The following is a 13,153-nucleotide window of genomic DNA, read 5'->3' as shown; positions in this document are numbered from 1 at the left end:
CTCCGGTTGCGGTTGCGGCGCGCAGCATGCCACGCTGCGCCGCAGCAACCCAGACGGGAGCCGATGGACTTCTGGCAAGCCTTCGCCCCGCCCTCCCCGCCGCTCGAGGCCTGGGCCGACGCCTACGCCGCGCCGATGCCCGATGGGACCGGCCTGGTCCTGCCGCTGCGCGACATGGGCGAAACGGCGGTGGCGGGGCTGATCGCCAACCAGGCCGGCTTTGCCGTGGTGCGCGCCCTTTCCGCGTGGATGACGGCGGTCGCGCGGCCGCTCGGCGCCGAGGTCGTCGTCGGCCTGCCCACGCTCGGCCAGGTCTTCGCGCCGGCGATCGCCGAGGCGCTGGGCCACCCCAACTGGGTCGCGCCGGGCTGGTCACGCAAGCGCTGGTACGAGGAACGCCTTAGCGTCGCTGTGCATTCCATCACCTCCCCGATCGAGCGTCGGTTGTGGCTGGACCCGCGCCTGCTGCCGCGGCTGGCGGGCCGGCGCGTGCTGCTGGTCGACGACGTTATCTCGACAGGCGCATCGGCCCGTGCGGGGCTGGCGCTGCTGGCGGCGGCGGGCGTCGTGCCCGTCGCGCTGATTGTCGCCATGGCGCAGGGAGATCGCTGGCGCGTCCCGCCGGAGGCGGGCGGGAAAGGCATCTGGGACGCGCCGCCCGTGCGCGCCGTCTTCGCAACACCCATTTTCTCGCGCACGCCGCGGGGCTGGGTGCCCATCCCGGGCTCGACGGCGCATGATGCCTGTCCCCTGATGAAGGACATTGCCGCATGAGGCTGCGCGCTGCGCTGCTCGCCGGACTTCTCGCCGCCGCGCCCGCCGCTGCCCAGGACGCCATCCGCATCGGCGTGGAGGCAGGCCCGACCAGCCTCGACCCGCATTTCGCCAGCCTCATCACCAACATCGCCTTCAGCCGCCACGTCTTCCAGCCGCTGATGGAACAGGATGCACGACAGGATCTGCGCCCAGGTGTCGCGCTCTCCATGCGCGTGCTGGACGATCTGACCTGGGAGGTGAAGCTCGATCCACGCGCGCGGTTCAGCGACGACGCCGCGGTGACCGCCGAGGACATCGCCTTCACCATCGGCCGCGCCGGGGACGTCCCGAACTCGCCGTCCTCCTTCCGCTACGCCACGCGGCCGATCGCGTCGGTGGAGGCGCTGGATGCCACCACCATCCGCCTGCGCACCCACCAGGCGACGCCGCTGCTGCCGAACTTCCTGGCGCTGGTGATGATCGTGTCGAAGCGGCATGGCGAGGGCGCGACGACCGCCGACTACAATGCCGGCCGCGCCATGGTCGGCACCGGTCCCTACCGGCATGTCTCCTGGCAGCCCGGCAGCCCCGTGGTGATGGAGCGCAACCCGCACTTCGCCGGCACGCCACCCGCTTTCGCCCGCGCGGAGTTCCGACCCATCGCGAACGCCGGCGCGCGCGTCGCCGCCCTCCAGGCCGGCGACGTGGACCTCATCGAGATCGTCCCGCCCGACCAGTTCGAGCGCTTCCGGCGCGACGCCGCGCGTTTCACCGTCGCCGACAGCCCGTCGAACCGGCTGATCTTCCTGACGCTGGATTCCGACCGCGAGGACAGCCCTTTCATCCGCGGCAAGGACGGCGCGCGGATCGCCAACCCGCTGCGCGACGCCCGCGTCCGGCGCGCGCTGTCGCTCGCCATCAACCGCGACGCACTGGTCTCCCGCGTGCTGCAGGGCCAGGGGCTGGCCGCCGGAGACCTCGGCCCGCCCGGCTATTTCGGAACATCGTCCGATATGACGCCGCCGCCCTTCGACCTCGACCAGGCGCGGCGCCTGCTGGCCGAGGCGGGCTGGGCGCAGGGCTTCGCGGTGCAGGTCAACGGCCCCAACGACCGCTACGTCAACGACGAGCAGGTCGTGCAGGCCATCGCGCAGATGTGGACGCGCCTGGGTCTCGCCGCGTCGGTCGAGACGCGCACCCGCAGCGTCTGGCTGAGCGAGGCGGCGCAGCTGAGATACAGCGTGAACCTCGCGGGCTTCTCGCCGAACCCCGAGCTGCTCGGCATGCTGGAGACGCAGATCCACAGCTGGGACACGCAGCTCGGTCTCGGCACCGCCAACCGCGGCCGCTTCAGCAACCGCGCCATCGACGCGGTGATCCAGCAGGCCCGCACCACGATGAACGACGACGAGCGCCGCCGGCTGACGCAGCAGGCCACGCGGATGGCGCTGCGCGACGAGACCGCGCTGATCCCGCTCTATTTCCAGGTCAACACCTGGGCGATGCGGCGCGGCTTCACCTATGAGGCGCGGACCGACGAGATGACGCTCGCTTTCAGCGCAGGCAGGAGCACCCGATGAACGACCCGATCGACCCCGCCATCCGCGCCCGCGCCGTCCAGGCCGCGCGCGGCTCCGCCCGCTTCGACCGGCTGCTGACCGGCGGCACCGTCGTGGACGTCGCGACGGGTGAATTGCGTCCCGCCGATATCGGCATCGTGGGCTCCATGATCGCCTCCGTGCATCCCCCCGGCACGCGGGAGGACGCGGACCAGGTCCACGACGTGGCCGGCCGCTTCCTCGCGCCCGGCTTCATCGACAGCCACCTGCACTACGAAAGCAGCTTCATGGCGCCGGCGGACTACGCGGCCTCCGTCGTGCCGGCGGGGACCACGACCTGCGTCTGGGATCCGCATGAGCTCGCCAATGTCCTCGGCCTCGACGGCGTGCGCTGGGCGATCGAGGCGTCGCGCGACCTGCCGCTGCGCAGCCTGATCGCGGCACCGTCCTGCGTGCCCTCCGCCCCGGGCCTCGAGATGGCCGGCGCCGAGATCGGAGCGACGGAGATGGCCGAGATGCTCGCCTGGCCCGAGATCTGCGGCGTCGCGGAGGTGATGGACATGCCGGGCGTGCTGCGCGGCACGGCACACATGACGGGCATCGTCGGCGCGGGGCTCGCGTCGGGCAAGAACGTCAACGGCCATGCCCGCGGCATGGTGGATGGCGACCTCCAGGCCTATGCGTCGGCCGGCGTCACCTCCTGCCACGAGATCATCAGCCCCGAGGATTTCGTGCAGAAGCTGCGCACCGGCATGACGGTGGAGCTGCGCGGCAGCCACGACTACGTGCTGCCGCAGGTGCTGACGCAGCTCGCGGCCCTGCCGATGCTGCCGCCGAACCTGGTGCTCTGCACCGACGACATCTTCCCCGACGAACTCATCGAGAAGGGCGGGCTGCGCGACACCATCGCGCGCATCATCGCGCGCGGCGTGAACCCCATCGCCGCGATCCGCTGCGCCACCTTCCATGCCGCGCTGCGCCTGAAGCGCGACGACATCGGGCTGATCGGCGCCGGGCGCCAGGCCGACATCGTGGTGCTGTCGGAACTGACATCGATCACCGTGGACCGCGTCTTCACGGCCGGCCGGCTGGTCGCGCAGGACGGCAAGCTGATCGAGCCGCCGCGCCGCTCGCCGGGGCCGACGAACACCGTCAAGCTCTCGCCCCAACCCATCGAGAGCTTCATGCCGAAGGTGAACGGCGTCGGCGACGGGCGCGCGAGGCTGCGCAAGATCGTCGGCGCGCGCCATGGCAAATGGGGCGTGCTGGAGGCCGAGGTCCGCAACGGCTACGCCGTGCTGCCAACCGACCATGCGCTGATCACCATCATCCACCGCCACGGCCGCGCGCCGGCCGTCCCGCAGCGCTCCATCATCGAGGGCTGGGGCACGCTGCATGGCGCCATCGCGACGACGCTGAGCCATGACAGCCACAACCTGCTCGTGCTTGGCCGCGATGCCGCCGATATGCAGGCCGCGGCGAACGCCCTGATCGCGTGCGGCGGCGGCATGGCGGTGGCGCGCAACGGAAAGGTCACGGCCCTTGTTCCCCTGCCGATCGCCGGCCTGCTGGCGGAGACGCCGCCGGAGGAGACGGCGGCGAACTTCGCGCAGCTCCGTGCGGAAGCCGACCAGGTCGTGGACTGGCAGCCGCCCTTCCGCGTCTTCCGCATGATGACCGGCCTGTCGCTGGCCTGTAACCCCGCGCCGCACCCGACCGACCTCGGCCTGACGGACGGCGCGACCGGCGAGGTGTTCGACCCCGCGGAGCCGCTGCCAGCATGATGCTGCGCCGCTCGCTTCTGCTCGCGGCACTGGCTCGGCCGGCGCTGGCCCAGACCCGCGCCTGGTCGCCGCCGACGCGCATGATCATCCCCTACGGCGCCGGCAACATCACCGACGTGGTGGCGCGCGTGCTGCTCGACGTCATCGGGCCGCGCCATGGCTGGCGCACGGCCGCCGACAACCAGCCCGGCGCCGGCGGGATGATGGGCGCGAACAACCTGATCCGCGCGACGCCGGACGGCAGCGTCTTCGGCGTGGTCTCGGCCGCGGCGCTGACCATTTTGCCGCATATCCAGAGGCCGCGCTTCGATCCCTTCCCCGAGCTGCAGCCGATCACGGGGCTGACGATCTCGCATTCCTTCCTGGCGGTGAACGCGCAGGTGCCGGTCAGGACGCTTGACGAGCTCGTCGCCTATGCGCGGTCGCGGCCGAAGGATGATCCGCTGAACTACCCCTCGCCTGGCGCGGGCACGGTGCCGCACATCAACCTGGTAGCCCTGTCCCACGCGTTGGATTTCCCGCTGCAGCACGTGCCCTACCGCACGAGTGCCGCCGGCAATACCGACCTGCTGGCCAACCGCGTGCAGGTCACGATGGACAGCTTCGCGCTGACCTTGCAGTACATGCGCGACGGCCGCCTGACGCCGATCGCCTTCAACGGGCCGCAGCGCCATCCGCTGCTGCCCGACGTGCCCACCTTCGCCGAGGCCGCGCCGCAGGTGCAGCTGACCAATTCCTGGCAGGGGCTGTTCTTCCCGAAGGCGACGCCGGCCGCGATCACTGAACGCGCGGCGGCGGAGCTTCGCGACACCGTGACCTCGCACGCCTTCATCGAGCGGCTGCCGCCCGGTGCGACGCCCTTCGCCCTGCCCCCCGACGAACTCGCCCGCCAGGTCGCGAGCGAGAGCGCGCGGATCGGGCGCCTGGCGGCCGAGATCAACCTGACGATCGACTAGCCTGCGATCAGTCCGCGACCGCGATGCAGTCGATCGAGACAAGGAAATCGGGATGCGCGAGCCGCGGCGATTCCGTGGTCTGGCGCGCGGGGTAGTTGCCGGGCGCGAAATAGGTCTTGAAGATCGCGTCGAACTCGGCGTAGCGCCCCATGTCGGTCAGCGCGACGTTCACCTTCACGGCGTGGTCGAGCGAGCTGCCCGCCTCCTCCAGGATCGCCTGGATGTTCGCCATGACCTGGCGAAGCTGCGCCGCGAAATCGCCCTTCGCGATCTCACGGTCGCCATGGAAGGGCGTCGCCCCCGTCACATAGACCATGCCGCCTGCCTTGACGGCATGCGACACGCCCGAGCGCATCGGCGTCACCCGCGGCGACGTGATGACTATCCTGTCCATTATCAAGCTGTCCCTTGCTGCACGGGGGCGAGTATAGGCGCCGCGCCGGCCCCGCGCAGCCCGGTGCAACCGGTTGCAGCAGAGGGCGTCCCGGCGGTATCACTTGGCCCAGCAACAGCGGAGGAAACGTCATGCCAGCGATCGAGCGCCGCACACTCCTGGGCGCCGCCGCACTCGCCCTCGCCGCGCCGTCCATCGCGGGGGCGCAGGTCATGAACCTCAGGGTCATGGTCTTTCCCGGCCTCGCCAACCTGCCGCTCTTCGTCGGCCAGTCGCAGGGCTTCTTCGCGAAGCGCGGCCTCGCCGTCGAGATCCTGAACACGCCGAACTCCGACGTGCTGCGCGACGGCCTGGCCGCCGGCAACCACCAGTTCGTCGTCGCCGGCGTGGACAATGCCGTCGCGATGCAGGCCGACGGGCACGACATCGGCATCCTCATCGGCGGCGACAGCGCCTTCAACGGGCTCTACGTCAAGCCGGAGATCCGCGACTGGGCCGACCTGCGCGGCAAGACGCTGATCGTGGACAGTCCGCGCACGGCCTACGCCGTCGCGGGCTACCGCATGCTGGAGATGAACGGCCTGCCGCGTGGCAGCTACGAGGTGAGGCCGACGGGCGGCACCTTCGCGCGCTACGAGCTCATGCTCCGCGATCCCAACGCGCATGCCTCCATGCTCAACCCGCCCTTCAGCCTCCAGGCCGAGGACCAGGGCATCCGCCGCCTCGGCACCATCACCGAGGTTCTCGGCTCCTACCTCGGCAATGCCGGCTGGGCGATGCGCGACTGGTCGCGCCAGAACCCCGACATCGTAACGCGCTACCTCGCGGCCTATGTCGAGGGCATCCGCTTCATGCTGAGCCCCGCCAACCAGCAGGCCACCACCGCGATCATCGCCGAGCGCCTCCGCCTGCAGCCCGACATGGCCGCGCGGAACCTGGCGCTGCTGACGGATCCGCGCACCGGCTCCGCCCCGGACGGCCGCTTCGACCTCGAGGGCTTCCGCAACGTGCTGAAGATCCGCGCGGAGACGCTGGGCACCTGGGGCGGAACACCGCCGGCGCCGGAGCGCTTTCTCGACCTCGGCTACTGGGAACGCGCCGTCGCGAGCCTGTAGGGCGCGCGCGGCAGGTCACGTCTCCTCACTGATGCGTGCGTGGCGCGGACGCAGGCCAGGCCGGACACTGGGCCGCGGCGCAAGCGCGAGTGGAGATTGGCGATGTCGGATGTGCTCTCGAGGATCCTGGCCGGCGTGCTGGGCGGCGCGACGCAGGGCGGCACGCCGGGCGGTGCGTGGCAGCGCGAGGAACAGGGCCGGTACGGCGGTGCGCCGGCCGGGCCGGGCGGTGGGCTCGGCGGCTTGCTCGGCGGGCTGCTCGGGGGCCTTGGTGGTGGCGCAGGCCGCGCCGCGCCGGGGGGCATGGGCGGTATCCAGGGCGCGGCGCTGATGGCGCTGCTCGCCTATCTCATGCAGGGTCGCGGCGGCACCGCGGGCCTTTCCTCGCTGACCGAGACGCTGCGCCAGGCCGGCCTCGGCGACCGCGTGGACAGCTGGGTCGGCCCGGGCGCCAACCGCGACATCCGCCCCGACGAGCTCGCCCGCGCCATCCCGCCCGAGACGATGGACGAGTTGGAGCGCGCCACGGGCATCGGTCGCGACGACGTGCTCTCGCAGCTCTCGCGCGGGCTGCCCGGCATGGTGGACCGGCTGACGCCGCAGGGCCGCATGCCGCAGCGCGACGACGAGCTGCACGGTATCGACGAGCAGCACGTGCTGGGCGCCTTCGGGACGGGCACGGTCCCGGGCGGGGCCTATGGCAAGACCGCGCCTGGCGAAGGCGGCTTCAAGAGCTGAGCTGAGGCATCACGACAGCGCGGCGAGCAGCGCCGGGCTCGGTTCGACGCCGAGACCGGGGCCGTCGGGCAGCGTGTAGAAGCCGGCGTCGCAGCTCATGTGCCGCGTGCCGGTGGCCTGCGTCAGCCGCCGGTTCGGCTCGAAGATGCTGTGCTGGTATTCGTGCCAGGGTAGTTTCTGCAGCGTGGAGCTGGCCTGGAGGCTGGCGGCGTGGAACAGGCCGACGCCGATCGTGGCGTGCGGCATCACGGCGATGTGGTTCGCGTGGCAGAGTGCGCCGATGCGGAGGAATTCCGTGATGCCGGTGCGGCCCATCTCGGGCTGGCCGATGCCCAACGCGCGCGCACCGATACGGGGCTGCCATTCGAAGACGGTGCGGAGTTCCTCGCCGAGCGCGACGGGCACGCCGACATGTCTTGCGACCTCCGCAATTCCCTCGATGTCCTCGGGCGCGCAGGGCGCCTCGGCGAAGAACAGGCGGTGCGGTTCGAGGCGGCGGATCAGGCGGATGGCCTCGGGCGCGGTGTGGCGCCAGTGAAGGTCGGCCATGATCTCGGCCTTGGGCCCGAGGCCCTCGCGCAGCGCCATCATCTCGGCCTCGGCGCCGTCATCGGCGACGACGGCCGCGAACTTGAAGCCGCGGAAGCCCTTGGCTTGCCAGTCCTGCGCGAAGGCCAAGCGTTCATCGAGCGTCGCGCGCGGCAGGCCGGAGACATAGCCTTCGATCCGCTCGTGCCGCCGCCCGCCGAGCAGCGTCGAGATCGGCACGCCGAGGCGTCGGCCGAGCAGGTCCCAGAGCGCGATGTCCACCGCCGCCAGGCTGTCGAGGTAGAAGCCGCCGAAGAAGCCGCGCACGCGCATGAGGTCATACAGATCCTCATGGATCACCGCGGGCGCCGAGGGATCGCGGCCTTCCAGCACGGGCGCGAGCACGTCGTCCACGATGGCGCGCACGGCCTCGGGCGCGACGATGCCGTAGGTCTCGCCCCAGCCGGTCAGGCCCTTCTCCGTGTCGATGCGCAGCACGACGGAGCGGTCGACGGTGGGATAGAGAGTGCGGTTGCCCTTGCGCACGATGTAGCCCGCGCGGTTGACGCTCTCGCCCTCCCGCAGCGGGCCGAGATAGGGCACGTCGCGCGGGATGGTGACGACATGGGCCGTGACCTTCTCGATGCGGTCTGTCATGGCTTCTGCATCGTCAGGACGGGCGCTGCGGTGGCCAGCAGCTCGCCGAGTTCCGCCTGGTCGCCGTCATCCAGCGTCGGGCCGGCAGCGCGCGCGCCGGTGTGGGTCAGCAGGCCGCGCCGCTTCAGCACCTCCTTCGTCGCGCGCACCCGGAAGGTCATCTGCTGCGCGAGAAGCGGCAATGTCAGCGTGTAGATCCGCCGGGCCTCCGCGCGGTCGCCTCGCTGCCAGGCTTTCCACAGCGCGACATGCGCATCCGCGATCTCGAGGGCGGGCATCGTCCCGCAGGCGCCGCGGGCGAGTTCGTCCATGATGAAGCGCGCCCCGGCGCCGCCCATCACGCCGTCCAGCTTCCCACGCGCCGCGGCAAGTATGCGAGTCACGTGCTGGCCGCAGGGCAGCGTCTCCTCCTTCACGTAGCGAATGGCGGGGACCTCGGCGGCGATGGCGGCGACCTTTTCCGGCGGCAGGCCGGCGCCGTTCGGGGCGGGGGCGTTCTGGAGCATGATGACGATGCCCGGCGCGCCTTCCGCGACCGCGCGGTAGAAGGCGACGTGCTGCGCGACGTCCTGGCCGCAGCCCGGCGGTGCCATGATCATCGCCGCGACCGCGCCGGCGGCCTGGCCTTCGCGCGCCCGCGCCGCGGATTGCGCGGGGTCGGCGTGGGACGCGCCGACGACGAAGGTGGTGCGGCCGCCCAGGTGCTTCCCCAGGGCCGCGACCATCATCGCGCGCTCCTCGGCCGTCAGGGTCTCGACCTCGCTCGCCATGCCGGGGAAGACGACGCCGTCCACGCCGGCCTCCAGCGCGAAATCAGCCAGGCGCAGGAAGGCCGCAACATCTGGCGGCCCCTCCGGCGTGAAGGGGGTGGGCAGCACGGGGAACACCCCGGCGAGGCTGGTCATGCGGTAGTCCTTCATCCGAGGAACGCGTGGTCCGGCAGGCCCCTGACGCCGCCGGGATCGAGGGCGAAAACGCTGCCCGACAGCGGGGCCTCGGCCAGTTGGGCGGCGGAAAGCCGCACGCGCGCGCTGGTGACGTAGAGCGTGCCGAGATCGGCGCCGCCGAAGCAGCAGCTTGTGGGCCGCGGCACCGGCAGGTGGATCACGCGGTCGAGCCGCCCGTCCGGCGCGTGGCGCACCACGCGCCAGCCATCCCAGAGCGCGATCCAGACGCCGCCCTCTTCATCCACGGCCAGGCCGTCGGGCACGCCTTCATCCTCCCCGAAGCTCGCGAAGACGCGGCGGTTGGCGATGCTGCCGCTTGCGAGGTCGAAGTCGAAGACATCCACGCGCCGGCGCGCGCTGTCCGCGAGGTAGAGCAGCCTGTTGTCCCTGCTGAAGCCGAGGCCGTTGGGCACGTGCAGCCCGGCTTGCATCAGCTGCGCGCCCTGCGCGTCGAGGCGATGCAGCGCACCCGCATCCGGCGTGGAATCCAGCGCCAGGCTGCCGACCCAGAAGCGGCCGGCGGCGTCGCACTTTCCGTCGTTGAGGCGCAGCGCCGCGGTGTCGGCGATCGGCGCGGCGAGCACCTTGCCGAGCGACGCGCCGTCGAAGGCGCGCAGCCCCGATCGCGCCGCGGCGACGAAGCCGCCGGCCTCGCGCGGGGCCAGCGCGGCGACCATCTCCTCCGTCGCGACGACGCGATCCTCGCCGGTCGCGGGGTCGCTGAGGTGGATGGCGGGTGCCAGGATATCCACCCAGAGCAGGCGGTTGTCGCGCGCTGACCAGAGCGGGCCTTCGCCGAGCAGCGCCTCCGCGCGCACGGCGACCTCGACGCCGGGCGAGACGCTGTCGGGGCGCGGCGCGACCTGCAGCGTCATCGCGGATTGCGCGGCGTTGCCGGAGATGCGGCGCGCTGCCTCCATGACCTCGCGGCCAAGCGCGTGCAGCTTCGCCTCATTCAGCCGGAAGGCCGGCCCGACCAGGCAGATCGCGCCGAGCGGCCGCGCGCGGCGATCGAGCACCGCGGCCGCCACGGCGTTCACGCCGGCCGCGGCTTCCTCGAGCGACAGCGCATAGCCCCGCGCGGCGGAGATCAGCAGGTCGCGTTCCAGCGCATCGGCGTCGGCGATGGCGCGCGGGCCCGCGGGCAGCGTGGCGCGCGACAGCAGCACGCGGCGTTCGGCGGCGGGAAGCTGGGCCAGCATAGCCTTGCCGCAGGCGCTGGCATGCGGCGCGACGCGCGCGCCGACGCGGTTGACCAGGCGCACGGCTTCCTGCTCGGCGTCGCGCTGGTCCACATAGAGCACGCCGTCGCCGTCGAGCACGGCGAGCCGCGCGGTCTCGCCGGCCAGGCGCGCCAGGCGTTCGAGTTCCGGCGCTGCGGTGGCGCGGAGGTCGAAGCCCTCCCACACGCGATGTGCCATCTCCAGGAAGCGGGCGCCGAGCGCAAAGGTCTGCGTCGCGGCGTCGTGGCGCAGCAGGCGCGCTTCCACCAGCGCGGCGAGGATGCGGTGCGCGGTCGGGCGCGCAAGGCCGGCGCGCTCCGCGATGTCCACGAAGCGCAGCGGCGCGGGCGCGTCGGCGACCAGGTTGAGCAGCGCGATGCCGCGCGTCAGCGCCTGCGTCCCCGGGACGCCGGCATCCTCGTCATTCGCCTGCTGGCGGGCTCGCATGATCCTCCCATTGACCGCGGCGCTGGTAGTCCATATCGTGGAACACAGTTCCAAGACAAGCAAGAGACGCGGAGGAGATGGCGATGCGGACCACGCGACGGACCGCCCTGGTGCTGGGGCTCGGCGCGCTCGCCGCGCCCTCGCTGGCGCTGGCGCAAACCTGGCCGACGCGGCCGCTGCGGCTGATCATCCCCTTCCCGCCGGGGGGCGCCGCCGACATCGTGGGCCGGATGCTCGGGGCGTATCTGCAGGGGACGCTCGGCCAGGGCGTGGTGATCGAGAACCGCGGGGGCGCGGGGTCCACGATCGGCGTGGACGCGCTCGCGAAATCGGCGCCGGACGGCACGACGATCGGGCTGATCAACATCGCGGCGAATGCGATCGTGCCGGCGGTGCGACGGCAGCCCCTGCCCTATCGGCCGCTCGAGGATTTCGTGCCGGTGTCGAACCTCGCGGTGACGCCGGCGCTGCTGCTGATCAACCCGCAGAAGCTGCCGAACGTGAACTCCGTCGCGGATTTCGTGGCGGCGGCGAAGGCGCGGCCGGACGCGATCAACTTCGGCTCCTCCGGCGTCGCGTCGTCGCTGCATCTCGGCATGGAGCTCTTCATGGCGAAGGCCGGGTTCCGGGTGACGCATGTGCCCTTCAACGGCGGCGGGCCGCTGCTGCAGGCACTGGTCGCCGGAACCATCGACTGCTCGCTCGACGTCGCGGCGACGACGGCGGAGTTGCTGCGGGAGGGCCGCATCAAGGCGCTCGCGACGACCGCGCCGCAGCGCATGCCGAGCTACCCCAACCTGCCCGCGCTGAACGAGACCTGGCCGGGCGTCGAGCTCGCCTCCTGGCACGGGCTCGCCACGCCGGCGGGGATGCCCGCGCCGATCGTGGCGAGGCTCGCGCAGGAGACGCAGGCCTTCCTGCGCGCGCCGGAGACGGCGGAACGCTACCGCCAGCTCTATCTCGAGATGCCGACGGAGACGACGCCGGAGGCCTTTCGGGCGCTGATCTCGCGGGAGATCGAGACCTTCCGCGAGCTCGCGCGCACGCAGAACATCAGCGTCGAATGATGCGCGCGACACGCAGGGCGGTGCTGGGGGCGGCGCTCTTGCCGCTTCCCGCGCTGGCACAGGCCTGGCCGGACCGGCCGGTGACGCTGATGGTGGGCTATGGCGCTGGCGGGGCGACCGACATCATCGCGCGCACGCTGGCCGAGAGGATGCAGCCCCTCATCGGGCAGCCCGTGGTGGTGCAGAACGTGACCGGCGCGGGCGGGACGATCGCGTCGGACCGCACGGCGAAGGCCGCGCCCGATGGCTACACCATCCTGCTGATCGCCAATGCCCACGCCGTGGCGCCGGGGCTCTATGCGCGGCTGCCCTACGACACCGTGGCGGACTTCGCGCCGGTCTATTTCGCCGGCCATTCCGCGAATGTTCTGGTGGTGCCGGAGGCCTCGCCGGACCGCGACCTCGCCGAGCTCGCGGCGCGGGGCCGGGCGGCGCGGCAGCCGCTGCAGACCGGCAGCGCCGCGCTCGCGGGCTGGCAGCCCGCGCACCAGATCATGAAGGAAGCGCTGGGCCTGCCGATGGAGCACGTGCCCTACCGCTCCGGCCCGCAGGGGCAGACGGACCTGATCGCCGGGCGGCTCGACTTCATGGTCAGCAACGTGCTGGAGGTGATCGAGCATGTGCGATCGGGCCGGCTGCGCGCGCTGGCGGTGACGAGCCCGACGCGCAGCCCGCTGCTGCCGGACGTCCCGACCTTCTTCGAGCTCGGCGTGCCGGCGTTGCAGGCCGACAGCTGGTTCGGGATGATCGCGCCGAAGGCCGCACCCGGGCCGGCGCTCGATCGGCTGCATGACGGCTTCGCGCAGGTCGGCGCGATGCCGGAGGTCGGGCCGAAGCTGCGCGACCTCGGGCTGATCGCAGCGCCGATGTCGAGGAGCGAGTGGGGGGCGTTCTACCTCGCGCAGGTCGAGCAATGGTCGGCGGTGCCGCGACGGGCGGGGATTCGGATCGAGTAGAATGCGGGGTTTTAGGGTTTTAGAAT

12 protein-coding genes are annotated in these 13,153 nt (G+C 71.9%); 8 read left to right on the top strand and 4 right to left on the bottom strand.

Annotation, left to right across the window (positions count from 1 at the left end; all coding sequences use genetic code 11):
• Positions 1–63 precede the first annotated feature (63 nt).
• The 4 genes from ACLF3M_RS33260 to ACLF3M_RS33245 are packed head-to-tail and all read left to right on the top strand — an operon-like array spanning position 64 to position 5,055.
• The gene (locus tag ACLF3M_RS33260; RefSeq protein WP_430661318.1) at positions 64–774 is read left to right on the top strand and encodes a phosphoribosyltransferase; all 711 of its coding nucleotides are present in this window, start codon (positions 64–66) and stop codon (positions 772–774) included.
• Complete coding sequence (locus tag ACLF3M_RS33255; RefSeq protein WP_430661317.1) at positions 771–2,336, top strand: ABC transporter substrate-binding protein; 1,566 nt, start codon at positions 771–773, stop codon at positions 2,334–2,336. Before ACLF3M_RS33260 ends, ACLF3M_RS33255 begins: the two co-directional genes overlap by 4 nt.
• Complete coding sequence (locus tag ACLF3M_RS33250; protein ID WP_430661316.1) at positions 2,333–4,099, top strand: adenine deaminase; 1,767 nt, start codon at positions 2,333–2,335, stop codon at positions 4,097–4,099. Before ACLF3M_RS33255 ends, ACLF3M_RS33250 begins: the two co-directional genes overlap by 4 nt.
• On the top strand, positions 4,096–5,055 hold the full coding sequence (locus tag ACLF3M_RS33245) for a tripartite tricarboxylate transporter substrate binding protein (protein WP_430661315.1): 960 nt from the start codon (positions 4,096–4,098) through the stop codon (positions 5,053–5,055). The genes ACLF3M_RS33250 and ACLF3M_RS33245 overlap by 4 nt, the downstream gene beginning before the upstream one ends.
• A gap of 7 nt (positions 5,056–5,062) precedes the next feature.
• Here the strand turns inward: ACLF3M_RS33245 and ACLF3M_RS33240 are convergent, their stop codons facing one another.
• Positions 5,063–5,449 carry a RidA family protein gene (locus ACLF3M_RS33240; RefSeq protein ID WP_430661314.1) on the bottom strand — a complete coding sequence of 129 codons (387 nt, stop codon included), beginning with the start codon at positions 5,447–5,449 and terminating at the stop codon, positions 5,063–5,065.
• A gap of 131 nt (positions 5,450–5,580) precedes the next feature.
• Between ACLF3M_RS33240 and ACLF3M_RS33235 the strand changes: the two genes are divergently transcribed.
• On the top strand, positions 5,581–6,564 hold the full coding sequence (locus ACLF3M_RS33235) for an ABC transporter substrate-binding protein (protein ID WP_430661313.1): 984 nt from the start codon (positions 5,581–5,583) through the stop codon (positions 6,562–6,564).
• A gap of 102 nt (positions 6,565–6,666) precedes the next feature.
• The gene (locus ACLF3M_RS33230) at positions 6,667–7,302 is read left to right on the top strand and encodes a YidB family protein (RefSeq protein WP_430661312.1); all 636 of its coding nucleotides are present in this window, start codon (positions 6,667–6,669) and stop codon (positions 7,300–7,302) included.
• A 9-nt stretch (positions 7,303–7,311) separates the two neighbouring features.
• On the opposite strand, the gene ACLF3M_RS33225 is transcribed toward ACLF3M_RS33230, so the two are convergent.
• Genes ACLF3M_RS33225 through ACLF3M_RS33215 form a run of 3 tightly spaced genes read right to left on the bottom strand, consistent with a single transcriptional unit; the run spans position 7,312 to position 11,104 of the window.
• Positions 7,312–8,487: a mandelate racemase/muconate lactonizing enzyme family protein gene (locus ACLF3M_RS33225; protein WP_430661311.1), complete on the bottom strand. Its 1,176-nt coding sequence runs from the start codon at positions 8,485–8,487 to the stop codon at positions 7,312–7,314.
• Positions 8,484–9,392, bottom strand: a complete 909-nt coding sequence (locus ACLF3M_RS33220) for a dihydrodipicolinate synthase family protein (RefSeq protein WP_430661310.1) — start codon at positions 9,390–9,392, stop codon at positions 8,484–8,486. The genes ACLF3M_RS33225 and ACLF3M_RS33220 overlap by 4 nt, the downstream gene beginning before the upstream one ends.
• Positions 9,393–9,403: 11 nt before the next feature.
• Entirely contained in the window at positions 9,404–11,104 is a 1,701-nt protein-coding gene (locus tag ACLF3M_RS33215) for an SMP-30/gluconolactonase/LRE family protein (RefSeq protein ID WP_430661309.1), read from the bottom strand.
• Positions 11,105–11,187: 83 nt separating this feature from the next.
• Here ACLF3M_RS33215 and ACLF3M_RS33210 point away from each other — a divergent pair, with 83 nt between their 5' ends.
• The gene (locus tag ACLF3M_RS33210; protein ID WP_430661308.1) at positions 11,188–12,171 is read left to right on the top strand and encodes a Bug family tripartite tricarboxylate transporter substrate binding protein; all 984 of its coding nucleotides are present in this window, start codon (positions 11,188–11,190) and stop codon (positions 12,169–12,171) included.
• Entirely contained in the window at positions 12,171–13,127 is a 957-nt protein-coding gene (locus tag ACLF3M_RS33205; RefSeq protein WP_430661307.1) for a Bug family tripartite tricarboxylate transporter substrate binding protein, read from the top strand. The genes ACLF3M_RS33210 and ACLF3M_RS33205 overlap by 1 nt, the downstream gene beginning before the upstream one ends.
• Positions 13,128–13,153 lie beyond the last annotated feature (26 nt).

The sequence above is a fragment of the Falsiroseomonas sp. HW251 genome, assembly GCF_050563545.1.
Classification (GTDB): Bacteria; Pseudomonadota; Alphaproteobacteria; order Acetobacterales; family Acetobacteraceae; genus Falsiroseomonas.
Note: the sequence above shows the minus strand (reverse complement) of the source record. Positions and strands in the feature narration are given on the sequence as shown.

What these genes read in the sequence shown, in the direction of transcription:
- ACLF3M_RS33260 (WP_430661318.1), top strand. Translation starts at nt 64, where the DNA reads ATGGACTTCTGGCAAGCCTTCGCCCCGCCCTCCCCGCCGCTCGAGGCC.
- ACLF3M_RS33255 (WP_430661317.1), top strand. Translation starts at nt 771, where the DNA reads ATGAGGCTGCGCGCTGCGCTGCTCGCCGGACTTCTCGCCGCCGCGCCC.
- ACLF3M_RS33250 (WP_430661316.1), top strand. Translation starts at nt 2,333, where the DNA reads ATGAACGACCCGATCGACCCCGCCATCCGCGCCCGCGCCGTCCAGGCC.
- ACLF3M_RS33245 (WP_430661315.1), top strand. Translation starts at nt 4,096, where the DNA reads ATGATGCTGCGCCGCTCGCTTCTGCTCGCGGCACTGGCTCGGCCGGCG.
- ACLF3M_RS33240 (WP_430661314.1), bottom strand. Translation starts at nt 5,449, where the DNA reads ATGGACAGGATAGTCATCACGTCGCCGCGGGTGACGCCGATGCGCTCG.
- ACLF3M_RS33235 (WP_430661313.1), top strand. Translation starts at nt 5,581, where the DNA reads ATGCCAGCGATCGAGCGCCGCACACTCCTGGGCGCCGCCGCACTCGCC.
- ACLF3M_RS33230 (WP_430661312.1), top strand. Translation starts at nt 6,667, where the DNA reads ATGTCGGATGTGCTCTCGAGGATCCTGGCCGGCGTGCTGGGCGGCGCG.
- ACLF3M_RS33225 (WP_430661311.1), bottom strand. Translation starts at nt 8,487, where the DNA reads ATGACAGACCGCATCGAGAAGGTCACGGCCCATGTCGTCACCATCCCG.
- ACLF3M_RS33220 (WP_430661310.1), bottom strand. Translation starts at nt 9,392, where the DNA reads ATGACCAGCCTCGCCGGGGTGTTCCCCGTGCTGCCCACCCCCTTCACG.
- ACLF3M_RS33215 (WP_430661309.1), bottom strand. Translation starts at nt 11,104, where the DNA reads ATGCGAGCCCGCCAGCAGGCGAATGACGAGGATGCCGGCGTCCCGGGG.
- ACLF3M_RS33210 (WP_430661308.1), top strand. Translation starts at nt 11,188, where the DNA reads ATGCGGACCACGCGACGGACCGCCCTGGTGCTGGGGCTCGGCGCGCTC.
- ACLF3M_RS33205 (WP_430661307.1), top strand. Translation starts at nt 12,171, where the DNA reads ATGCGCGCGACACGCAGGGCGGTGCTGGGGGCGGCGCTCTTGCCGCTT.